At 39.3% G+C, this 25200-nt stretch carries 16 protein-coding genes and 1 pseudogene; 1 reads left to right on the plus strand and 16 read right to left on the minus strand.

What is annotated here, in order from left to right; all coding sequences use genetic code 11:
- Positions 1-207: 207 nt before the first annotated feature.
- From HT730_RS09615 to HT730_RS09685, 15 genes and pseudogenes are all read right to left on the minus strand, one after another.
- On the minus strand, positions 208-1512 hold the full coding sequence (locus HT730_RS09615) for an RsmF rRNA methyltransferase first C-terminal domain-containing protein (RefSeq protein ID WP_173307454.1): 1305 nt from the start codon (positions 1510-1512) through the stop codon (positions 208-210).
- The gene (locus HT730_RS09620) at positions 1513-2286 is read right to left on the minus strand and encodes an inositol monophosphatase family protein (protein WP_173307455.1); all 774 of its coding nucleotides are present in this window, start codon (positions 2284-2286) and stop codon (positions 1513-1515) included. It lies immediately after the preceding gene.
- Positions 2276-2554, minus strand: coding sequence for a UPF0223 family protein (locus tag HT730_RS09625; RefSeq protein ID WP_023946312.1), 279 nt, complete (start codon positions 2552-2554; stop codon positions 2276-2278). The genes HT730_RS09620 and HT730_RS09625 overlap by 11 nt, the downstream gene beginning before the upstream one ends.
- Positions 2554-2955 carry a Spx/MgsR family RNA polymerase-binding regulatory protein gene (locus HT730_RS09630; RefSeq protein ID WP_000631255.1) on the minus strand — a complete coding sequence of 134 codons (402 nt, stop codon included), beginning with the start codon at positions 2953-2955 and terminating at the stop codon, positions 2554-2556. Before HT730_RS09630 ends, HT730_RS09625 begins: the two co-directional genes overlap by 1 nt.
- Before the next feature lie 209 nt (positions 2956-3164).
- Complete coding sequence (locus tag HT730_RS09635; protein WP_173307456.1) at positions 3165-3782, minus strand: TIGR01906 family membrane protein; 618 nt, start codon at positions 3780-3782, stop codon at positions 3165-3167.
- Positions 3772-4545, minus strand: coding sequence for a TIGR01457 family HAD-type hydrolase (locus tag HT730_RS09640; protein WP_173307457.1), 774 nt, complete (start codon positions 4543-4545; stop codon positions 3772-3774). Before HT730_RS09640 ends, HT730_RS09635 begins: the two co-directional genes overlap by 11 nt.
- Before the next feature lie 10 nt (positions 4546-4555).
- Positions 4556-5293, minus strand: a complete 738-nt coding sequence (locus HT730_RS09645; RefSeq protein WP_173307458.1) for an acyl-[acyl-carrier-protein] thioesterase — start codon at positions 5291-5293, stop codon at positions 4556-4558.
- Positions 5294-5297: 4 nt separating this feature from the next.
- On the minus strand, positions 5298-6428 hold the full coding sequence (hemW, locus tag HT730_RS09650) for a radical SAM family heme chaperone HemW (protein ID WP_173307459.1): 1131 nt from the start codon (positions 6426-6428) through the stop codon (positions 5298-5300).
- Positions 6429-6603: 175 nt separating this feature from the next.
- The gene (locus HT730_RS09655; RefSeq protein WP_173307460.1) at positions 6604-19413 is read right to left on the minus strand and encodes a YSIRK-type signal peptide-containing protein; all 12810 of its coding nucleotides are present in this window, start codon (positions 19411-19413) and stop codon (positions 6604-6606) included.
- Positions 19414-19838: 425 nt separating this feature from the next.
- On the minus strand, positions 19839-20228 hold the full coding sequence (locus HT730_RS09660) for a YtxH domain-containing protein (protein WP_173307461.1): 390 nt from the start codon (positions 20226-20228) through the stop codon (positions 19839-19841).
- Positions 20201-20627: pseudogene (locus HT730_RS09665) on the minus strand (DUF948 domain-containing protein). Before HT730_RS09665 ends, HT730_RS09660 begins: the two are co-directional and overlap by 28 nt.
- A complete protein-coding gene (gene lgt / locus HT730_RS09670) occupies positions 20628-21416 on the minus strand; it encodes a prolipoprotein diacylglyceryl transferase (protein WP_173307463.1) in 789 nt (262 codons plus the stop codon).
- On the minus strand, positions 21409-22344 hold the full coding sequence (gene hprK, locus HT730_RS09675; protein WP_166731227.1) for an HPr(Ser) kinase/phosphatase: 936 nt from the start codon (positions 22342-22344) through the stop codon (positions 21409-21411). The genes lgt and hprK overlap by 8 nt, the downstream gene beginning before the upstream one ends.
- 130 nt (positions 22345-22474) lie before the next feature.
- Positions 22475-22651, minus strand: a complete 177-nt coding sequence (rpsU, locus tag HT730_RS09680; protein ID WP_000048054.1) for a 30S ribosomal protein S21 — start codon at positions 22649-22651, stop codon at positions 22475-22477.
- 151 nt (positions 22652-22802) lie between these two features.
- Positions 22803-23510 carry a glucosamine-6-phosphate deaminase gene (locus HT730_RS09685; RefSeq protein ID WP_049524427.1) on the minus strand — a complete coding sequence of 236 codons (708 nt, stop codon included), beginning with the start codon at positions 23508-23510 and terminating at the stop codon, positions 22803-22805.
- A gap of 150 nt (positions 23511-23660) precedes the next feature.
- On the opposite strand from HT730_RS09685, the gene queA reads away from it, so the two are divergent.
- Positions 23661-24689: a tRNA preQ1(34) S-adenosylmethionine ribosyltransferase-isomerase QueA gene (gene queA / locus HT730_RS09690; RefSeq protein ID WP_001090137.1), complete on the plus strand. Its 1029-nt coding sequence runs from the start codon at positions 23661-23663 to the stop codon at positions 24687-24689.
- Between the two features lie 359 nt (positions 24690-25048).
- On the opposite strand, the gene HT730_RS09695 is transcribed toward queA, so the two are convergent.
- Positions 25049-25200, minus strand: a 152-nt coding sequence (locus HT730_RS09695) for an N-acetylmuramoyl-L-alanine amidase family protein (RefSeq protein WP_173307464.1), incomplete at its 5' end; no start/stop codon positions are given.

A 25200-nucleotide genomic window follows, 5' to 3' on the forward strand; every position in this document is an offset into this window, starting at 1 on the left:
CAAACTAGGAAACTAGCCGCAGGCTGTACTTGAGTACGGCAAGGCGACGTTGACGCGGTTTGAATTTGATTTTCGAAGAGTATTAGCTTGGTTTAACTAGAAATTTGCTTAGTTACCTTTCCACCAATTTTGACTTAAAATGAAAGACAATTTGAAAAAAATCCATACTTCCACTATAACATAGACAAGCTACTATGACTAGCATTTTCACTTGAATCTGAGGCCTTTAGGAAAATAATTTTTCAAAACATTTCCAGTCACCTTAGCAAAGCCCAAACCATTGCCTTGAACCAAAACTTGGTACCAACCATTTGGCATACTTTCCGCCAGCTGAACGGTTTCTCCAGCCACATACTTTACAAACGCTTCTTGGTCAATTTCAACTGACTGCTTGACCTGACTCGGTTTCAAGGCTAGACCAAGAGCGAAACTGGGTTCAAAGCGTTTCTTCTTAAAAGTACCCAAATGCAGACCATTCCGAGCAATCTTGAGTTTTCCTAAATCTGGCAAGAGTTCTGGTAAGATATAAAGCTGATCTCCAAATGTCTGCAAAATACCCGGTAGATTAACCTTCAAATGGTTTTGTGCAAATTCCTGCCACAAAGTAACTTGTTCTCGGCTGAGATTGCTCTTACTTGCCTTAAATTTAGGGGTGGGATTTTCACCCTTAAACTGTAGATGAGCTACAAACTGCCCTTCTCCCTTAAAATGATGAGGGTACATACGAGCCGTTTCTGGCAGGTCAATACCAGCTACCATTCCATTGATATGATCAACTGGTAATAAATCAAAATCATACTCTTCTAGCAACCATTTGACAATCTCTTCGTTTTCCTCAGGTGCCCAGGTACAGGTTGAATAAACCAAACGACCACCTTCAGCTAGCATGGTTACTGCATCTGCCAGAATTTCTCTTTGCAAGCTAGCGCATTGACTCGGATAATCTAATCTCCAATAGTCCATAGCATCTGGTTGCTTACGAAACATCCCTTCACCAGAGCAAGGGGCATCAAGAACGATTAAGTCAAAGTAACCTTTAAAAACCTTGGCCAAGCGGTCAGCAGATTCATTGGTCACCACAATATTTGTCGCTCCAAATCGCTCCATGTTTTCTACTAAAATCTTAGCCCGTTTGCTTGAAATTTCATTAGAAACAAGGAGACCCTCCCCTGCTAGATAGGCTGCCAGCTGAGTTGATTTACCACCCGGTGCAGCAGCCAAATCCAAGACTTTCATTCCAGGACTAGGTTGGGCTACCTGAGCAACCATCTGGGCAGCGGGTTCTTGCGAATAGACCAAACCTGTAGCATGTTCAGGCGATTTCCCTGAAACCTTCCCATAGTGGCCCCAAGGGGTTTGAGGAATAGCATCAGGAAAGGAAACTGGAGCTTCTTTTAAAGGATTAACCCGAAAGGCCGAAACCGCTTCCTCCTCAAAAGAGGCAAGAAAATCTCTTGCCTCATCTCCTAGTATCTCTTCATATTTTTCAACAAATCCTTCTGGAAATTGCATTTAAGTTCTTTTCCTTTCGTAAATATAGGACTGAATTTCCTCCTGCATCTCAAGAGGTAGCATCATGACCGGCTGTCTGGTTTGAAAATTAGGAGTTTCACCAGAAAGAGTCACAATCCGATAGCCCAGACTTCCCCCTAAAATACTAGCGGCAGCATAATCCCATGGTTGCAGATAAGTGACATAGGTCAACAAACGCCCTGATAAAATCTTGGCAAAACTAATGGCCGCACTTCCATAGACACGAACACCGAGGACCGCTCGACTCAAATCAGCCAGCCCCCATTCATTGGTTTCCAGCATGCCACTATTGCCTGCAATGAGAAAATCTCCAAGTGGTTTTGCTTGAAAGGGAGCTAGGGGCTTATCATTTAGATAAACTGGAAACTTACCACCACCGTGGTAACAATCCCCTTTGACCACATCATAAATCAGGCCAAACTGTCCCTGACTATTTTCAAAATAAGCCATCATAACAGCAAAATCTTCCTGCTGGGCGACAAAGTTATTGGTACCATCAATGGGATCAATGACCCAAACCTTGCCCTCTTGAACCGAAGCACGCAAACAGCCTTCTTCAGCACAAATCTTATCCTCAGGATAACGGGATAAAATCTCACCAACCAAGAGTTCCTGAACTTCTTTGTCCAGTCTGGTCACCAAGTCTGTTGGAGAGGTCTTGGTCTCAACACACAAATCTTCCTGCATGTGGTCAAGTATGTACTGGCCCGCCTTCTTGACAAGCTCTTTAGCAAATTCAAATTTACTTTCCAAGAGAAATCTTTCCTTCCCCTTTTTCCTTGGCAGCCTGAACTGCTCGGTAAAGCGAATAGCCACTCACTGTTTCAAATTCTCGTCCCAAACGTTTCTCTTCGCTCTTACTTGGCACAACCGCTTTGAATCCCTTATAGGAATCCAGTAGCTTTTGAGCCTCTACCTTGCCTTCATAGGCAGCTTCAACATCATTAAAAAAAGAAAGCACTGAAGCAAGTTCTTCAGTGCTCCACGACAAATCTAGTGGGTAACTATACTGTTTGTTCATTAACTAATACCAGCTCTCATTCTTGCTTCTTTTAGTTCTTGCTTACGGTAACTACGAGGGAGAAAAGCACGAATCTCATCTTCATTAAAACCGATCTGCATGCGTTTGGCATCGATAATAATTGGGCGACGCAAAAGACTAGGATACTGCTCAATCAAATGAAGCAATTCCGATACCGAAATACTCTCTACATCAATATTCAATTTTTGAAAAATTTTTGAACGAGTTGAAATGATGTCATCAGTACCATTTTCGGTCAAGGAAAGAATGTGTTGCAATTCCTTTCTTGTTAAGGGACTGGTCATAATATTATGCTCCTCAAAGGGCACCTTATGTTTTTCTAACCAGGCCTTTGCCTTACGACATGAAGTACAGCTCGGTGATAGAAATAGTGTAATCATGCTTTTCTCTTCTTATCTATACTTTGCTACCTCTATTATACAAAAAAATAAAGCGCTTGACTAGAGATTTTTAGAAAAAAAGCCTATTTTTTCAAGAAAAATAGACTGTTCGCGAACGATTGACACAATTAGATTTGGTTAATTCACTCTTAAGGATAGCTTTAAATCATATGTATTTTTATATATGCAAATTAAGAACATCTTTCGTTTCACTTCCTACGACTTTTTAGATAAAGATAGCCAAAGAAGCTTTCATAGAGGGCAAAAAATAGGAGGAAGGCATGAAGGAAAAAGGTCTCTGGCAAAATCAGAATCACTGGATCCTTGGCTGGGTCAAAAAGCCAGGTATCATCTCCCACAAAGAGAATTTGATGGAAAAGGGTAAAGAATTGGTCAAAACCAATCAACACTCCCCCAAGCCCAATCAGTAAAGGCAAAACCACTAGAGCCAAAAGCCCTTTACTAAATAGAGACAAGAAGCCCTTTTTCACAATCCCTTTGACAAAGACGTAAAAACTTGGCAGTGTCACTAGGGCTACTAGCTGAACCAAGTGGAAGAGATTCTTGACCACCGCAAAGTGGTGCAGACCAGCTGCTGACGAACGAAAATCAGGCATCTCTAAGACCTGACTAAAAGGATTGGTCAGATAATTTATCAAGATATGAAAGTTGTACTGAATGGTTTCTGGTTTTAGATAAACTCGATTCGTTAAGTTTAGCCACTGAATTTCCAGCGGATAGAAAATCCAAGCCAGATAAATGGTCAGAAGGATTGAAAGAGAGAAGAGAAAGAGCATAGAGCCCCAAAAGGTCAGTTTAGTTTTCATCAAAATCCCACTCCGCAAGGCTAGAAACCACATGAGTCGGTGCGATTGGCAGGTCTGCCACTTCTTCTGCCTTGGTAAAACCTGTCGTCACCAAGAGCGTTGGAATGCCATTGTCAATCCCAGCCCGGATATCAGTCAGGTAGTTGTCCCCAACCATGATTAACTCTTCACGTTCCAAACCTAAGTGCTCAACCGCCTTGTCCATAATGATGGCATTTGGTTTCCCAATATAAACAGGCTTCACACGTGTTGCTACTTCAAGCAGGGTAATCAGTGAACCAGCACCAGGCAAAAGACCACGCTCTGTCGGGATATTGAGGTCAGGATTGGTTCCGATAAAATGAGCTCCCTTTTGGATAGCCAGAGTTGCTGTCGCAAATTTTTCATAATCAACTTGCCAGTCCAGACCTACTACCACATAGGCAGGATTTTCCTTGTCCTCCACATAGCCAGCCGCCTTGATGGCTTCCTTGAGCCCTGATTCTCCGATAACATAGACAGTCTTTTCCAGTCCCAAGTCATTCATATAGTCGATGGTTGCCAAAGTCGCTGTGTAGACAGTCGATAGGGGCGTATCGATATTAAAATTCTGAGCCAACATCTCCTGAACACTCTCTGGAGTTCGGGTTGTATTGTTAGTCACAAAGAGATAGGGAATGTTCCGCTTTTGCAATTCATGGACAAAAGCCTCTCCTGCCGGGATTCTGTCCTTCCCCTTATAAATGGTTCCGTCTAAATCAATTAAATAGCCTTTATATTTCATCTATTTCTCCCTAATCCTTTTTTATTTCTTGCCAAGTGATGATAGCTTGGGCATTGGTAGCACCGTCGCTTGTAATCTCATGCTTGCTTTTCAGTCCAGTCCGTTCAACAGCTGATGTAATAACCCCACCTGGTCGAACTTCCTTGACATACTTGAGATTGATTTTCTTGGGAATATATTGGGTCAAAAAATCAGCTCCCATAACCTCAAAAATCCAGTCCAAGTATTTACTGTTATTGACATGACCATTCATATCCAAATCGTAAAAACGGACATGGTAATCCTTGCTGATTGGCTCTTCCAAAGTCTCATACTTTGGTCCGCGGATAAGTTTTTTATCAAAATCAGACTGATACGGAGCCACAATCTCAGGTTCAACAGCATGGACTTTTCGACTGTCTCGATCCATGAGAACAAAGGTCGCCATCATGTGGATAAGGTCCTGTCCCGCTTCATCATAAATGGTAAAGCGACGGTAGCAAAAGAGTCGATTATAGCTCAGGGCTTCCGTCTCGATAGTGATTTCTTCCGCAAAACGAGGCAAACGAACCACCTCAATATCATAATCTGTGATAATCCAGACCAGATTATAGTTTTCCAAAATGGCCTTATCACTAACTCCCAGTTCAATCGACTGCATCCCTGAAACTTGCAGGGACAGCAAAATCACATCTGGAAGCTTGATATGACCGTTCATATCAGCCATATCAAAAGGAATTTTCATTTTCATTTGATAAGTTAAGCCCATCATCCTACTCCAAAATAAATCGTTCTGCTACGATGTCTCCTAAAAAGAGACCTCTTTTTGTCATGCGCACGCGATCACCGTCTATTTGCATGAGACCTTGTTGCACCAAGTCTCTGACAATTTCTCCATAAAGTCCATCGAAAGACCGTCCAAATTTTTCTTCAAATCGCGCCATAGAGACCCCTGATTTCTTGCGGAGCCCCAAGAACATTTCTTCTTCCATTTGCTCCTTTTGACTCAGGTGCTCTTCTGTGATGCGAGCATTACCTTCCTCAACTGCACTGAGATAATGACGAATGGGACCATGATTTTTATAGCGCACTCCATTGACATAACCAGATGCTCCAGCACCGATGCCATAGTATTCAGCATTGTCCCAGTACATGAGATTGTGACGACTTTCAAAACCGGGTTTGGAGAAATTGGAAATCTCATAATGTTCAAAACCAGCTCGCTCTAGCTCTGCGATGATGTACTCAAACATCTCCGCTTCTAGTTCCTCCTTAGGCAGAGGCAATTTCCCTCGTCGCATGCGGTTCATAAAAACCGTATGGTTTTCTAAAATCAAGCTATACAAACTCATATGGGGAATATCCAGTCCAATGGCCTTAGCCACATTTTCCTTGACCTGCTCCATGGTCTGACCAGGTAGCGCATAAATCAAATCAATGGAGATATTGTCAAAACCAGACAGTTTCAGACGGTCGATATTTTCATAAATATCCTTCTCCAAATGACTACGCCCAATCTTTTTCAGCATCTTATCATCAAAGGTCTGCACACCTAGCGAAACACGATTGACAGCCGAGTTCTTCAAAACAGCAATCTTATCCGCATCCAAGTCGCCTGGATTGGCTTCAATGGTCAACTCTTCCAAGACTGACAAGTCCAAGTTTTTAGTCAATCCATCCAATAACACCTCCAGTTGCGAAGCTGATAAGGCTGTTGGTGTCCCACCACCGATGTAGAGGGTTGACAACTTTTGAATATCATAAGATTGAAACTCTTCTAACAAATGTTCCAAATAACTATCTACCGGCTGATTCTTGATGAAGACCTTTGAAAAATCACAATAATAACAAATCTGGGTACAAAACGGGATGTGCACATAGGCTGACGTTGGTTTTTTCTGCATAGTACTTATTATACCACAAAAGCGAACAATACTTAGAATTCCGTTTAACAAAATCCTAGCATTGTTCGCTTTCTTTTTCTAAACATTCTTTTTATTTTATGACGAACACGATTCCCAGAACCAATCTAGTTTGTCTTTACAATACAAAAGAATGAATGTTCATTTGACTAAATTTTTAGTCTTCTTTTTTCTTTCCAAGAGCAAGTCCGAGACCACTTAGAATACCAAGAAGTCCTAGAGATGCAAGAGTCGCATTTGATTCTGTTCCTGTATTTGGCAATACATTTTGAGAATCATTTGACTTAGCTCCATTATCAACAGTAGTCTGAGGATCTACCTGATCTGCATTCGGAGTAACTGCATCTGGAATTGGAGTTGTTGGTGCAGGTGTATCTTGACCAGAACCTCCATTAGTATCTGGTGTGACTGTAACAACACCTGTCTGAGGATTTGGTTCCAACACTACTGTTGGTATCTTACGGGCTGGGGTTGTTACAATTACTTCTACAGGATCTTTTTCTGGTTCTGTAATCGTACCTTTTCCTGGTTCTATTCCATCTGGTAAATCTTTATTAGGTATAGTTCCTTTTCCGTCTTTTCCAATTATTACGACGATAGGTTTACCATTCTTACCTGGTATTTCTACCTTAGTATTTTCTGGATATAGTGTTCCATCTGGTTTCTTAGGTGTTACCGTCACATCCCCTGTATTTGGATTTTGATCCAACTCTACTGTTGGTTTTTTACGAGCTGGGGTTGTTACATCCACCGGATTAGATGGTTTCCTATCTGGTTCTGTTACTGTTCCTTTTCCTGGAATATCTTGTTTTGGAAGTTTGTCATTCGGAACTGTGCCAAAACCATTTTCTCCTATCGTTACTACGATACTTGTTCCATTTTCTCCTGGAATTTTCACCTTAGTTCCTTTTGGATACGTTGAGCCATCTGATTTTTTCTTAGGTGTAACTTTTGCATCACCTGTTATTTTGTCAGGTGTAATTTCAATCTCACCTAATTCTGCCGTTTCTGGTGCAGTTGGATCAATTTTTCCTGGTGTTTCTACCTTCACTTCAACTGTTGGATTACCTGGTTCCTTAATCCTACCTGTTCCTGGAGTATCTTCATCAGGTAAATCATTATTTGGAACTGTTCCTTTTCCATCTTTGTCAATTGTTACAACGATTGGTTTACCATTTTTACCCGGAATTTCTACCTTAGTATTTTCTGGGTATGTTGTTCCATCTGGTTTCTTAGGTTTTACTGTCACATCTCCTGTATTTGGATCTTGATCTAGTTCAACCGTAGGTGTCTTACGTGCTGGCGTCGTTACATCAACTGGTTTAGATGGTCTCTTATTCGGTTCTATTACGATACCTTTTCCTGGTAAATCTCCTTTTGGAAGTCTTTCATTTGGAACTTCACCTGATCCATTATCTCCGATAGTCACTTCGATTGGAGTATTATTATCACCTGGAATAACTACCTTAGTTCCTGGTGGATATGCTGAGCCATCTGGTTTCTTTGGTGTTACTACAGCATCTCCATTCGGCTTTCTTGTGATTTCAATTACACCTGGTTGTTCTGTTTGAGGTGCATTTGGATCTAATTTCTTCGGTGTTTTCACGCTTACTTCAACAGAAGGTTTTCCTGGTTCTGTAATCTTAGCATTCCCTGGTACTTCACCGTCTGGTAAATCATTATTTGGTACTTTACCTTTACCGTCTTGTCCAATTATTACAGTGATTGTTTTTCCATTCTTACCTGGAATTTCTACCTTAGTTCCTGGTGAGTATGTTGAGCCATCTGGTTTCTTAGGTGTTACCGTTACATCCCCTGTATTTGGATCTTGATCTAGTTCAACCGTAGGTGTCTTACGTGCTGGCGTTGTCACCACTGGTACTTCTACAGGATCTTTTCCTGGTTCTGTAATCTTAGCATTCCCTGGTACTTCACGATCTGGTAAATCTTTATTCGGTACTTTTCCTTTACCATCTTGTCCAATTATTACGACAATTGGTGTTCCATTCTTACCTGGAATTTCTACCTTAGTGCCTGGTGGGTATGTTGACCCATCTGCTTTCTTAGGTGTTACTGTTACATCTCCTGAATCTGGATCTTGTTGCAACTCAACTGTTGGTGTTTTACGTGAAGGTGTTGTTACATTAATATTTTCATCAGATTTTCCTGGCTCTATAATTTTACCTGTTCCTGGTACTTCACCATCTGGCAATTCACTATTTGGTACTTTACCTTTACCGTCTTGTCCAATTATTACAGTGATTGTTTTTCCATTCTTACCTGGAATTTCTACCTTAGTGCCTGGTGGGTATGTTGACCCATCTGCTTTCTTAGGTGTTACTGTTACATCACCTGTACTTGGATCTTGTTCCAACTCAACTGTTGGTGTCTTACGAGCTGGCGTTGTTACATCAACTGGTTGTGATGGTCTCTTATTCGGTTCTGTTACGATACCTTTTCCTGGTAAATTTCCTTTTGGAAGTTTGTCATTTGGTACTATTCCTGAGCCATCTTCACCGATAATAACTTCGATTGGAGTGTTATTATCACCTGGGATAACTACCTTCGTTCCTGGTGGATATGGTGTTTTATCCTTTTTCTTAGGTGTTACTACAGCATCTCCATTTGGTTTTCTTGTAATTTCAATTTCACCTGGTTGTTCTGTTTGAGGTGCATTTGGATCTAATTTCTTAGGTGTTTTTACGTTTACTTCAACAGAAGGTTTTCCTGGCGGTGTAATTTTACCTGTTCCTGTAATTTCCCCATCTGGTAAGTCTTTATTCGGAATAATTACTTTTCCATCTGGTCCTGTTGTTACCACAATTGGTGTGCCATTCTTACCTGGAATTTCTACCTTCGTTCCTGGTGGATATGGTGTTCCATCTGGTTTCTTAGGTGTTACCGTTACGTCTCCTGTATTTGGATCTTGATCTAATACTATTGCCGGTGTTAAACGAGCTGGTGTTTCAACAGTAACTTTTTCAGGAGTTTTATCTGTACCAGGCTCAGTGATTGTTCCTGGACCTGAGATATTACCGTCTGGCAACTCGCTATTTGGAACTGTACCCTTACCATTTTGTCCAATTTCTACTCTAATTGGATTTCCATCTTTTCCTGGAATTTCAACTATCGTTCCTGGTGGGTATGTTGACCCATCTGGTTTCTTAGGCGTTACTGTTACTTCCCCTGTATTTGGATTTTGATCTAGTTCAACCGCTGGTGTCTTACGGGCTGGTGTTGTCACATTTACAGGTTGCGATGGTTTCTTATTCGGTTCTGTTACTGTTCCAGTTCCTGGTTTAACATCTTTTGGCAAGCTATCATTTGGAACTGTTCCTGAACCATCATTTCCTATCGTTACTTCAATAGTTGTTCCATCTTCTCCTGGAATTTCTACCTTAGTTCCTGGCGGATAGGTTCCTCCTGGTTTCTTAGGTGTTACAATAGCGTCTCCATTTTCCTTACGAGTAATTGCAATCTCCATTGGAGCATCTGTTTCTGGTAACGTTGGATCAATTCGTTTTGGTGTTTCCACTTTAACATCTTCAGGGTCTTTACCATTTTCTGTGATCACAGCAGTTCCCGGTACTTTTGTTTCTGGTAAATCATTATTTGAAACAGTTCCCTTTCCACCTTCTCCAATTTCTACTACAATTGGTGTTCCATTCTTACCTGGAATTTTCACGATTGTACCTGATGGATACGTCGTTCCATCTGGTTTCGTTGGTGTTACAGTTACGTCTCCTGTTTTTGGATCTTGTTCTAACTCTATTGTTGATGGTTTACGAGCTGGTGTTGTTACCTCTACAGGTTTAGATGGTGCTTTATTCGGTTCTGTTACTGTTCCTGTTCCTGGTTTATCAGTTTTTGGAAGTTTATCATTTGGAACTGTTCCTGAACCGTCATTTCCAATTGTAAGTTCAATTGGAGTATTGCCATTTCCTGGAATCGTTACAGTTGTTCCTGGTGGATATATTCCTCCACCTGGTTTCGTTGGTGTTACGATTGCATCACCACTTTCTTTACGAGTAATTCCTATAGTTGGAGTTTGAGTCGTAGGAACTTTTGGATCTGTTCCGTTGTTCTTCTCTTCCTCATCTGGAATTCCATCGTTATCATCATCTGCATCTTCTTTATCTGGAGATCCATCTCCATCGGTATCTCGTAGGATAGTAACTGGAACTTTTACTGAAAATTCTTCTGGATCTTTTCCAGTTATTTCTTTTGTAATCTTAACTGGAATTTCAACTTTACGTTCTTCTTCATCTTTGCCCCAATTATCTACTGTTGGAGTTCCTGTTAACTCACCTTTGTCGTTAACTGATAATCCACTTACTGGCGGATTTTCTGTTGTAATTGTAGCACCTGGTTTATTTGTTTTTACAACTGTAACCGGTGGAACTTGAGCTTTTTCTCTTACAGGAGCTGGTGGTGTCACAGTTCCTGTTAATTTATCTGCTACTTTTGGATTATTATCTTGTTCATCTGGAATACCATCGTTATCATCATCTGGATCTGTATTGTCTGGATCACCATCTCCATCTGTATCTCTTAATACATTGACTACAACGTCTTTCGTAACTGGTGTGTCACCTTCATGAGTTACAGTTACTTTGATTGTTACATCACGATTGTCTTCTATTCCATCCCAGTCTATGATTTCTGGTGTTCCTGTAACTTTTCCTTCACTATTTACTGTTAAGCCATTTACTGTTGGTGCAGTAATTGTACTATTTGATTTATTTGGTGTTACAACTACTTTACTTGTGTACTTAGCTTTTTCTATTGCATTTTCTGGTTCTCCAAATACAACTTCTAATGGTTTTCCAGCAGTTTCTGTAACTGGTTGACTTGTTAAGTCTGTTGTTTTACTTGTCACTTGTGCAGTAACCGGTGAACCATCTTTTACTTTATCCGCAGGAATAGTAACTTTACCATTTGTATCAACAGCAATTGTTGGATCTGAACTTGTCCAAGTTCCATCTCCACCTTTTGTTACCGTTACTGTTTGTGGCGCATTATCTTCACCTGTATACGTGATAGTTGTAGTTCCTTCCCCCGTTAATACCGGTGTAATCTCTACCGTTCCGTTTTCTTTTGGTGTCACTGTTGGAGCTTGCGGTTTCACTTTAACAATTACATCAGTTGTTTCTGTTGAACCATCTTCATAAGTAATTGTCACTGGAATTGTATGTTTACTATCCGGAGTTACATTTGGTAATGGTGATATTTTTTCCACTACACTTGTAATCTTCGCTGCTGTGAAATCTTTCGTTTCAGTTCCATCTACTACTCCTGTAACCCCTGTTGTTCCTGATAAATCACCTCTTGACAGTGGTGAGTCTGCTTCTTTTTCAACATCTTTTGTAGTTACAGTATGAGATTTAGGTGTATATGTTTCATCATCAGAATCTACAGCTGAACCACCTGTACCTTTTGTTGCTTTGGCAGTCACACTAGTTCCTACTAATTTTTTAGGAATTTCTAATGAACCATTATGGAATACTAGGCCTTCTTTCGGTGTTTCAAGTTCCCATCCAGAATCTTTCTTCACTAGTGTTACAGTTCCATCTGTTAATGGAATTGTTACTTTATCACCATCTGTTGGTGGCGTTACTTTCACATTTCCATTTTGCCATTGTGAAATAGTTGGAGCAGCTGGTTTTTCTTCTTTTACAACTACATGTACAGTTACTTGGTTTCCTTCTTTTCCTTGGCTATCAACTGGTTGAAGCGTTACAGCGTATACTCCTGCTGTTGGATTTGCTGGAAGACCAGTAACATTAACTTTTCCTGTACCAAATGGCTTATCTGTAGTGCTGTCATCTTCTGTATCAGTTACAGTCACTAACTCTTTTAGTAAACCTTCAGTAAGTGTTGTTCCTGCATTATAAACTTTTGGATTTTCTTGTGTTCCTACTGCTGCATCTTTCAACGTTACTACTGGAGCATCATTGGTTACTGTAATAACTTGCCATTTCCCTGCTGGTGTTGCATTTTGTCCAGTTTCAGATTTGTAATCTACACGTAATCCTAATCCACTAGTATAGTTATCTGTATTGTCTCCAGAAGCAGTTTCTTCTTTAATAAGAAGTTTTTTATTATTATCTGATTCTTTTAGAGTAATACTTACTTTGTTTTCTGCTTTATTCGCTTCATTCACACTATTTGTAATAGCTTCTACAAAGTTGTTTGCATTCGTAACGTCCGCCGGTGCCGTAGAAGGATCTACTTGCCAATTTCCACCATTTTCATCACGAACAAGAACAATGCTATTCGGTTTATTATCTGTATCTGCACTATCATGGAATCGCAATTCAAGACGTTTTGCATCATGTGGTACTGTTACATCGATATGCTTGCTACCAGCAATCGTAGCAGAAGGTGAGTAATTACCCATTTTGACTACTTTGTCATCGCTTCTAGTAGAAACTGGAGTGTCTCCAACTTTGTTCACTACAGTAATTGCTGTTGGTTGAGCTGTTTCTCCATTTTTATTTTCGCTTTGACGAAGTTTCACCCCATCAGGTAATGTCGCTGTCCAAGTATCTCCATTAATCGTTACTTGTCCATCTTTACTTGATAAAATCGTGTTGTCTTTATCGTTTAAGTGTACTTCTACAACTCTATCATCTGATGTAAATCCGCCTAATGTACCACTGATTGTACGTGTTGTCGAAGTCACTGTATCCTGATTAAACGTTGGTTTTGGAGGTGCTACATGGAATATTACATCTTTTTCGATGCTAGCAGGTGTATAAACTTTAGCAGCCTTACCGTCTATATTTGTTGTATAGTATCCTGCACCATTTGGGAATTTCACTAATGCTTTGTAATCCGTTACTACACCTGGTTTGTTAAACTCAGTAGTAGTCGTTATTTCAGCATTATTTTTCCATTTGAAGTTCATTCCTGCTGGATAATATTTATCATCAGCATCTTTCTTCGTGCCATCTGAATTTAAGCCATCGACTAACTTCACATAATTATGAGAGTCTTTACCGTTGTTTGAATTTGCTGCATCAACTAGTTTAGTTCCTAACTCAACTGTTTCTGGACTATTTCTAACTTCAACATCTACTACTGTATATTTGAACTTGTATGTTCCAGTATTTTTTATAGAATCTGTAACTTCTACAATTCCTTCATGTTCTCCTAAAGTAGAAGTATCTGTTGTAATATAATTATCTCCAGTCACTTGAACTCTTGATCCACTAGTCCAATCCCCTGTTTGTTCAAATGTGCTTCCATTTGGAAGTCCTCTTACTGTTAGTTTTGTGATGTTGTTTCTGTCATCACTTACTTTGAATGTCGGATTGAATTTTGCTCCTTTAAACACTACAAATTTAGCAGTATTTTCGTCATTTGTTAACAACATACCATCCATTGTAGCTGAAGGAACATTCGCATCTGCTTTCGTTACAGGAATTTCAATATCTTCTGTTGAATGGTCAGGATATGTGATAGTTGCACCAACATAGTAAGTACCATTATCTTTTGGCTTAATTGCCCCATCTTCTTTCATAGTAATAGTTAAACCGCTAGTTGTATTATCAACTTTTACAGTTCCACGTGTAGATGTAAATGTCAGATTTGATTTCATTGAAGCAAAATCTTCTGGAGTAATTTTTGCATTTGTAGCAGTAACATCTACGTTAATCGGTTGTGTTGTAATTTGTGGTTCATATTTTGTTGCTTGAGTTAGAACTTTGAAGATTACAGTTGTAGGATGTTCAGGCGTATTTCTTATCTCATTTGTTGCAGCATCTCTTGCATACAAGCCACGAGTATATTCATCTGTATCAACCCACGGTATTGTACCTGTTTTGTATTCACTTACTTTTCCTGTAACGATAATATCTCTTGGTGCATCTGCTTCAACATTATTCGTACGAGGTAATGCATTATAATTTAATCCTGGGAATCCTAATCCATTAGAGGTATTACCACTTGTTTCTCTAAAAATAGCTTCTACTAATTTACCAGAATTATCTGTTACGTTACCAATTGTTAGATTTGTTTCTTCAGTTGGAGTTACATAGACAACTTGTCTTCCATTATTATCAACTACTTTTTCTTTTCCATCCTGCGTAAATGTAAATACAGGTGGTTCTTTATCCCCAGCTTTAGAATTTCCTGTTGTTGTATCACTATCTACGCTATCTGTTGTCACAGATTTAGCTGTTATTTCAGTTGCGTCCTTAATCGCACGATCTTTGATTGTAACAACACCCGTATCAGGATTGATCGTTACTCCATCTCCAGGCGCTCCACTTGTCAACGACCATTTATTACCATTTTTTGTAGCTGTAACTGTGATATTAGAATCATTTGGATGTTTATAAGTGAAGTTTAGTATATTGACATTTTCTTCACTTACTGGCGTTACTGTTACATCCCCTTTTTCTAAAGGTGTAATTGTTGGAGCTGTTGGTTTAACACGGAATGTTTGGTCTCTTTCAATGGTAGCAGGTGTGTAAACTTTAACTTGCTTACCATCAATTGTTTTTGTATAGAAACCAGCACCAGATGTAAACTTCACTAACGGTTTGTACTCTGTCACAATTCCTGGTCTGCTCAATCTAGTTCCATCAGCAACCTCAGCAGTTCCTTTTTTCCATTTGAATGACCTAGCATCTGGATAATATTTATCATTACCATCATTATTTGTGCCATCTACTACTTTTACATAATTATGAGAATCTCCTAATTGTGTATTTAATGGAACAGTTTTTGGTGTTTCTCTAATTGCAACATCTACAACTTTATATTTGAATTTATAAGTTTTCTCATTGTTTAGTGCATCTTTTACAACAATACTTGCTTCATGATCTCCTAATTGAGCATTATTTGTTGCTGTAATAGTATCTCCTGCTACTTGAACATTTGCTCCATTTTTAGACCAATCTCCTGTTGCTGAGAAATTATTTCCACTTGGTAAACCTGAGACAGTTACGCTTTTTACATTATTTTTATCGTCACTAACTCTTAATGTTGGGTTGAATTTTGAACCTTTAAATACTACAAATGAATAATCTGTTGCAGTTTCTGATAATTCTTTACCATTTATAGTCACTTTTGGTGCTGTTGTATCTGACTTACTTACTGGAATTTCGATATTTTCTGTTGTGTGGTCTGGATACGTAATTGTCGCACTTACATAGTATGAACCATTCGTAGCATTCTTTTTAATTTTTCCATTATCATTCATCGTGATATTTAAACCAGCAGTTCTATTATTAGGACTATTGCTAATTTTCACTTCACCACGTTGTGATGTGAACGTAATATTAGATTTAATGGCATCAAACTCTGCTTGAGTAACTTTCGCATCGCTTGCTGTAACATCCTTATTAATTGCTTGAGTTGTAAATTGTGGATCATATTTCGTTGCTTGTGTTAAAATCCTCAATTTAATACGCGTCGGATTTACACCATCTGATTGATTATTTAACTCATTTCCAGAAGCATCTGTTGCTCTAGCAAAACGTGAATATTCTACATTATCTCTCCATGGTGTATTTCCACTACTATATTCACTCACTTTACCTGTGAGTGTAATTTCTCTTGGTGCACCAAATTCTTTATTATCTTCTTTAGGAGCGTCGTTATACGTTAACCCAGGGAAACCTAATCCATTAGCTGTATTACCATTTTTTTCTTTCAATCTAGCTTCCACTAATTTATTTGAATTATCCGTTACAGTACCAATCGTTAAACGTGTCTCTTCTGTCGGAGTTACATAAACAACTTGTTCTTTGTTAGCTTCAACTCTAGCTTCTTTTCCATTAGGTTTAAATGTAAATACAGGAGGTTCTTTTTCCCCTACTTTTGAATTTACTGTTGATGGATCACTTTCTACATGGTCATTTGTTTCAGATTTAGCCGTAACAGGAACAGAGTCTTTTATTGCTCTATCTTTGATAGTTACTTTCCCTGTAGTTTTATCAATCGTTACTCCGTCAGCTGGAGCATTCGTTAATGTCCATCCATCTTTTGTTTTTGTTGCTGTAATTTTTCTTGAAGAATTATTAGGTTCGTTATATGTAAAATTAAATGTATTTACATTCTCTTCGCTCACTGGCGTTACTGTAACATCCCCATTATTTTCTGGAGTTACTGTTGGAGCTGTTGGTTTTACTTGGAATTCAACAGTTTTATATAGAAATGTTCTATTGATAATTTCATTATCTTTACCCGGAGTATTATTAGTAACTTTATCAACTCCATTTGTTCCAGCATATCCATTATGGAAATAAGCTGCTGCTTTAACAGTTTGTTTACCAGGAGTATTAAGAGTAACTTTACTTGTTGTCGTTCCATTTGAGTCAATGAATCTAAATTTCATTCCTCCAGCGAAGAATTGGTCTCCCACATTTGTACCATCCGTTGTCGTAATGAAATCATGCGAATCTGTATAAGACGTTCCTTTAGCAGTTTTTACAACAAGCTTACCTTCACTAACTGTTCCCTTTCCTTCTTTGAAGGCTAAGTCAACAACTTCAACATTAAACTTCACAGTTGCTTTATTGCCGCTATCAACATTGTTTCCTTGATCATCGGACACTTTAAAAGTAACCGTTTGTTTTCCTAATGTTGCATCGGCAGCAACTTTCCCAGTTACATTTGTTGTTCCAGGGCGTGCCTCTGTAGCTCCAGTTTTTGACAGAGTTGTTCCATTGTTAAAAGTAACACCTTTAGGTAATCCACTTTCGTATTTTAAGTTTACTTTACCTTTTGGATCATTATCGTACATTGTTAATGGAATATTTAAAGTCGCCCCTCTATAAATACGAGTTGTAGGCGCATTAGTCTCATTACTTGTTAATACACTTACTCTATTTCCATCTGTTAGATTTGTCATTTTAACAGTTGGAGCTTGGTTATCTGGAGCATCCGTTGGTGTAACTCCATCACTTCGTTCAGAAGTCACAACCCCATTATTATTAACAGTTGTAATAGCTGTAATCGGTGTTCCAGGTAAAGCTTCAGCTACAGTAATTGTTGCGGTAGTACCGTTGGTTGTTCCTGTTCCGATAACTTTGCCACCACTATATAGAGTAACTGTAGATCCTGTTTTAACTCCTGTACCAACATTTACCGTGATTGTTTGATTTGTTAAGCCTTTTTTGTTTAATACATCACTTGCTGTGATCACAGGTTTTTTAGGGTTAACCGTAAAGTGAACTCTTCCATCAGAACCTGAATTTGCATCTTCTGACGTTGAACCATCTTGATATCTTGCGATTGCAGTATAAGTAAACTTCCCAGCTTCAGCTGTACTTGGTGCAGAGTTATTTTTCCAACTCCAACTCATTCCACCTGGAAACTCTCCACCATTTTTAGGAGTAATATATTTAGCAGTTACTGGATTATCTGGATTTGGAAGTGTATCTCCTACTGTTTTGTTATGCGTGCTACCTTTAATCGGAGATAGTTGCGCGTCAGTTTTTGTTGTTAAACGAGTACCTGTTGCCCCCATGATATAAGAACGATTAGTAGTAAGTCCTTTTGTTACTGTTGCCGCATAAACATGACCATACTTAGCTGCTTCTTCAAGAGTTACATCGTTTCTCAGTTTAATCTTCGCATGCATGTGCATTGCATAATCAGTACTTCCTCTTCTAGCATCTATCCCTAGATAATAAGATAGTCCTGGATAACGATTATTTTTATCTTTAGTAAGTTGGTTTAGAGTGAAATCGTTTTGGTTATTTTTAAATACATCCCCTCTTTGATCATCACGATTCACCCCTGAATTTGGATCATAAAACGTATCACTATCAGCATGAAAAATACGGTATTTTTGGTAGGCTGGATTTGAAATTGTAGCAGTATTTCCATATGGTTCAAATCCTTGAAAACCATCTGAAAGTCTTCTACCTCCAGTATTACGGTAACGTGTGAACCTTAGATCTTTTATTGTGTTAGATTTATAAGTTCCATTCGAATTTAAATCCATGATATTAAATGGCGCTTGGAAGTAATAGTGTTCTTGATAAGATTTATCAGTTATCTTTCTTCCGTTGTTATTGAAGAAGACATCGTAAACAATCCATTTCCCTTCACTATCTTGCATATAGTAGGCTTTGATATCTGTGTGATCTCTAGTCAACTCAGGATCATTATTTCTTGTGTTACTGCCGTTGTTATCTTTAGGGTCAACAGAAGCAAAATATTTGATATTCGCTAGAGCCCCAGAATTGATTTCACCATTTGCTCTAAACTGTGTTCCTTCACCCATACTTTGACCATTACGTGAATCACGAGATCCAGTATTAGCAATCGTATTTTTGCCTTCTTTTACTACATTTTCAGGAGCATTAGCCTTCGGCATTGAAGATAATACAAACAATTTACCGCTAAGCGTTTTAGATGCCGCATCTACTTCAGCTTGTGTTAACTCAAGACTATTGTTATTAAGCACACTATTAGCTGCTTCTAAATCTGCTTGGATTGCAGCAAGGGTCGAAGCTGGAGCTTTTTCTTTGTTGACTTTATCTAAGAGTTCTTGAACGCTTGTGATACTAGCTTGTAACTGAGACTTATCTAATGTTTGTTTCTCCGTCACTTCATCACCACTAGCATCTTTCGTTACAGTTATGGCGCTAGTAGATGTGCCGTTAGTTAGAGGATTAGCCTCTACGGCTTCTTTATTTTCAGATGGTTTCTCTCTTTCCTCAGTTTCCTTGGCTACCTCAACTTTTTCAGTTTCCTTGGTTTCCTCATTTTTTGCTATTGGAGCAGGCTCTAGCAGAGGCGATTCCTCCTCTTTTGGATTCGGTGCGCCTATGGCAGGCTGGTTTTTAGCATCTACAACATCCGCACTAACGACATGCGTACCTAAAAACATCAGTGCTGCTACAGCTACTGAAGCCGCACCAAAGCTATATTTACGAATAGAAAAGCGCAGTACCTTTTCACCTTGCTGTCGATTTACTTTATATGAATTCGATTTGTGTTCCATTTCTCCTCCTAAGGAAAATATAATAAAAAAGCAATCTTTATAACTTCAACTCCTTAAAAAGAGTTAAGCTACAAAAATCACTATGATGATTGCTATAGGCAAATAACATCACAGCTATCACAGCTATCACAGCTATCACAGCTATCACAGCTCAATTATACTATTTTCTACATACTTAATCAAATATTTGGCCTTATATTCTTTAACATTCGAAAATATTGTATATTTAAGTATAACATTGTGAATATATTGATATTTTTTTAAAAACAACTCTGTTCACAAAAAAGTAGATTATACTTATCTATTTTCAAAAATCATTAAATTTCTTTTTATTTAAGGTTTTATCCACATAAAAAAACCTATAAGCTCTATAGAGGTATAATCCACTAGAGAGTTTATAGGACCTAGAATAGTTACTATTTCTTTTATTCTTCTGTTATGTCAATCACAATCTCTTCTGATTCATCAAGAGTTTCGGCCTTTTCTTGCCATTGCTCCTTGAGATTATTTAATTGATTTTTTGATGCTTCTGTCGCTTGAAAAGCATAGGATTTAGCTTGAGCAAGTACACTGTCCACAGTGATTTCACCTGACTCAACCTGTTCTTTGGTTTTCAGAACAAAATCTGTAGCCTGCTCCTTAACTTCTGTCAGTTTTTCACAGACCTGCTCCTTGGCATACTCCGGATCTTCTCTCAAATCATTTAGAAAATCTTGAGCCTGACTGCAAACTTGTTTGCCCTTGTCGCTTGTTAAAAACAAGGCAAGAGCTGCACCTGAAACGGTTCCTAAAAGGATTGAGGATAGTTTACCCATAAGAATTCTCCTTTTTTATTTTTTTAAAAATTTACTTGCAAGACGAAGAGCTGACAAACTTGCCCCAGTCTTGAGTGTTTTTGAACCAGCTGATGAAGCTTTCTTGCTCAAGACACGCGCATGGTCATTGAGATCTGATACGGATACAGATAAGTCGGCAACTGCAGTGAAGAGTGGATCAATCGTTGCCATCTTGACATTGATATCATCTGCCAAGACATTGACCTTAACCAGCAACTCATTGGTATGATGCAAGGTCACATCCACATCTGAAGTCAAGGTTTTAATCGTCTTCTCTGTTTCATCAATCACACGTCCAAGCTTTTGCACAGTAATGATTAGATAGACCAAAAAGACAATCAAAGCAAGGGCTACAAGAATATATGCAACTTCTAACATTTAATTTTCCTCCTCTGTAATATAGTATGGAGCCTTCTTTCGATTTTGATAAAGAATGATAAAAATTCCAAGTCCGATAAGGACAACTGATAGCCATTGAGACACTCGAAGTCCAAAGAACATGAGGCTATCTGTCCGCATGCCTTCAATAACCATGCGACCAAAACCATACCAAATCAAGTAGAAAGCAGTGATATGACCTCGTCTGAGACTTTTCCATTTTCGTCTAAAAATCAGAATCAAGGCAAATCCAAGCAGATTCCATAGAGACTCATAAAGGAAGGTCGGTTGACGGTAGCTCCCCTCAATATACATCTGGTCACGGATAAAGCCAGGCAGATAATCCAGATTATCCACTGTTGCACCATAAGCTTCTTGGTTAAAGAAATTACCCCAACGCCCCAAACTTTGAGCAATCATGACGCTAGGCGCCGCAATATCTAGAAAATCCCAAGTATTGATGAGTTTGCGATCAGCAAAGATATAGAGTACAATAGCCCCAGTTATCAAACCACCGTAAATGGCCAAACCACCATTCCAAATGGCAAAAATCTCTCCTACATTCTGACTATAGTAATCCAAACGGAAAATGACATAGTAGAGACGAGCTCCTAAAATAGCCAAGGGAAAGGCTATTAAGATAAAATCTAAAATATCGTCTGGTATGATCTTCTTTCTAGGCGCTTCTTTCATGGTCAAATAAACCGCAAGAATCAAGCCTGTCACAATACATAAGGCATACCAACGAATGGCTAGGGGTCCTAGTTGAATAGCAATTGGATCAAGCATTTTGCACCTCATTTCGAGCGATGAGATTTGTCAAGCGTTCTTCGAACAAACGCGTCGCATCAAAGCCCATTTCCTTGGCACGATAATTCATGGCAGCTGCCTCAATCACGACAGAGATATTACGACCTGTTTTAACTGGGATACGGATACGAGGAATGGCTACGCCAGAAATTTCTAATTCCTCTGCATTGTTTCCAAGACGATCAAAAGTCTTATGTGTATCATAATTTTCCAAGTAGACAGCAAGCTGAACCTGTGAAGAATCCTTGACAGCACTGGCACCGTAGAGACTCATAACATCGATAATCCCAACCCCACGAATTTCAATCAAGTGTTTCAAAATTTCAGCTGGTTCACCCCAAAGAGTAATCTCGTCCTTGGCAAAGATATCGACCCGGTCATCAGCTACCAAACGGTGACCACGTTTGACAAGCTCCAGACCTGTCTCACTCTTACCGATTCCACTATCTCCCTGAATCAATACACCCATCCCATAGATATCCATCAAGACACCGTGCACACTGGTACGTTCTGCCAAACGAGAATCCAGATAGCTAGATAACTCTCCAGACAAACGACTAGTAGCCGTACGGCTGGTTAAAATGGCAATCTTACATTCTCTGGCTGCCTTTAACATCTCCTCTGGAACCACCAAACCACGGGCAACAATGACCGCTGGTGTCTCAGGTAGAAACATTTTTTTCAAAACTTCATAACGGCTGTTGGAAGGCATGCTGATCAGATAAGACCACTCCTTCATCCCCAAAAGTTGAATCCGCTCTGGCGTGTAGTAGTCAAAATAACCTGTCATTTCAAGACCAGGTCGCGTAATATCCGCTGTATTGATTTCCTTTTCAAGCAATTCTGGTTCGCCATAGACAATGTCTAGTCTAAGCTTTTCAATCACTTCTTTTACTAAAACCGACATCATTTCCTCCTTCAATCGAGTTCTTTTTACTATTATATCAAATTGTCCTTAGAAGTTTCAGATTTTTGCAGGCTTTGGAGTATTTATTTAAAAGAAAAAGGACTAGATTTCTCCAGCCTTTCATTTCTAATTAGAATTTTTTACGTTTACGAGCTGCTTCTGATTTACGTTTACGTTTTACAGAAGGTTTTTCATAGAATTCACGTTTGCGTGTTTCTTGAAGAGTACCAGCTTTAGTAACCGCACGTTTGAAACGACGAAGTGCGTCGTCAAGAGATTCATTCTTACGTACTACTGTTTTAGACATTTTTTTCACTCCCTTCAAGTTCAAGATCTATTCTATTTTACACGTAAAAGGAATAATTGTCAAGAAAAAATGCGGGTTAATTTTGATTTTTTCTTTCATTTATACAAGTCTTGAAAGCACTCAGGTAGAAGAAACTGAAGGCTTTCGTTTTTTATTTTTCAAGTAAGCTGAGCGCTTCAGCATCTGCGATAATGGTCACATCAGGGTGATTTTGTAGGCTACTTGCTGGTAAGTTCTCAGTCACTGGGCCAGACACTGTTCCAGCAATGGCTTCTGCTTTTGATTCACCGTAAGCAAAGAGAAGGATTGACTTAGCATCCAAAATGTTTTTAATCCCCATTGAAATGGCTTGGGTTGGAACGTCTTCAATCTTGTCAAAAAAGCGCGCATTGGCTTCAATAGTAGACTGGTCAAGTTCTACTAGATGCGTTTGACTGTCAAATGGAGTACCAGGCTCATTAAATCCGATATGTCCATTGCGACCGATTCCCAAGATTTGGAGATCAACTGGATGGTCAGCCAAAATTTGGTTGTAGCGTTCAACTTCAGCTTCAGCATGATCCTTAACCCCACGAGGCAAGAAACTTTCTTTAAATGGTTTTTGGTTGAACAAGTTTTCTTGCATGAAGTGACGGTAAGACTGAGGGTTGTCCCCATCAAGGCCTACATACTCATCAAGGTTGACACTGGTTAGATTTGAAAAATCAAGGTCACTTTCAACAATTTCCTTGTAAAATTCAAGCGGACTGCTTCCAGTCGCAAGTCCTAGGGTTTGAGCGCCGTTGTCCAATTTTTCCTTCAAAATCTCAAAAGCAACTTTTCCACCTTCGATTTGGTTTTCAACTTTAATGACTTTCATCTTTTCATCCTCCATTTCTGTCTATATTTATTATATGGTATAGACCAATTTTTGTCAAGTGAAAACGATTTAATTTCTAAAAAAAGAGCGACTATACTTGAAACATGTTATAATGGATAAGATTAGAACTTAGAAAGAATGAACAGATATATGAATACAGCTGATTTTGATTTCCACTTACCTGAGGAATTGATTGCCCAAACACCCCTTGAAAAACGAGATGCCTCTAAACTCCTCATCGTCAATCGTGAGACGGGAGAAATGCAGGATAAACACTTCCACTCTATTATTGATATGCTGGAACCTGGTGATGCCCTTGTCATGAACGACACCCGCGTTCTCCCTGCCCGCCTCTATGGTCAAAAGGAAGAAACTGGAGGTCATGTGGAACTTCTCCTGCTCAAAAATACTGCCGGAGATGAGTGGGAGGTTCTGGCAAAACCTGCCAAACGCCTCAAGGTTGGTACACGTGTCAGCTTTGGTGATGGTCGCCTCAGCGCTGTCGTTACGGAAGAATTGACCCACGGGGGTCGCATTGTCCGCTTTGAATACCAAGGAATTTTCCTAGAAGTATTGGAAAGTCTGGGTGAAATGCCTCTGCCACCTTATATCCACGAAAAACTGGATGACCGTGAACGCTATCAAACTGTTTATGCCAAGGAAAGTGGCTCTGCTGCAGCACCGACTGCTGGTCTTCACTTCACCAAAGAACTGCTGGCAGAAATCCAAGCTAAGGGTGTTCATCTAGTCTATCTGACTCTTCATGTCGGACTCGGAACCTTTAGACCTGTCTCTGTGGACAATCTGGACGAACACGAAATGCACTCAGAATTCTACCAGCTTTCTGAGGAAGCTGCTGCCACCCTTCGCTCTGTTAAGGAAAATGGTGGTCGTGTCATCGCTGTCGGAACCACTTCTATCCGCACCTTGGAGACTATTGGTTCCAAGTTTGATGGGCAAATCCAAGCAGATTCTGGCTGGACCAATATCTTTATCAAACCTGGCTACGAATGGAAGGTTGTAGATGCCTTTTCAACCAATTTCCACCTGCCAAAATCAACTCTGGTCATGTTGGTTTCTGCCTTTGCAGGTCGTGAATTAGTCTTAGATGCCTACCACCATGCCATCCAGGAACACTACCGCTTCTTCAGTTTTGGTGACGCCATGTTTATCTACTAATTTTCACAATCAAAAAGCGAATATTATCAGGCATTATAAAACCTTGATAGTATGCGTTTTGTAATGGATAAAGAATTATACTCTTCGAAAATCTCTTCAAACCACGTCAACGTTGCCTTGCCGTAGATATGATTACTGACTTCGTCAGTTTCATCTACAACCTCAAAACACTGTTTTGAGCTGACTTCGTNNTTCATTGAGTATTAAACAAAAAGTGAACAAACCTGAATTCTAATGTACAGAAGACTAGGCTTGTTCACTTTTTTATAGTCGCTATAAGATGAGCTTATCTATAGCTTTTTATACATAATTATATATCCAGACATACTATTATCAATTGTGTCGCAGGGAGGAATCTATTAACGCACCCATTCACCATTATCATTGACTCTATAGCCATCTATACTTGTATTGACCGCTAGCTCACCCGATGCATTTACATAGTACCATTTACCACCAACTTGGAACCATTGATTGGCTTTCATAGAACCGTTGCTGTTGAGGTAGTACC

The organism is Streptococcus sp. k-628, from assembly GCF_013277475.1.
Taxonomy (GTDB): domain Bacteria; phylum Bacillota; class Bacilli; order Lactobacillales; family Streptococcaceae; genus Streptococcus.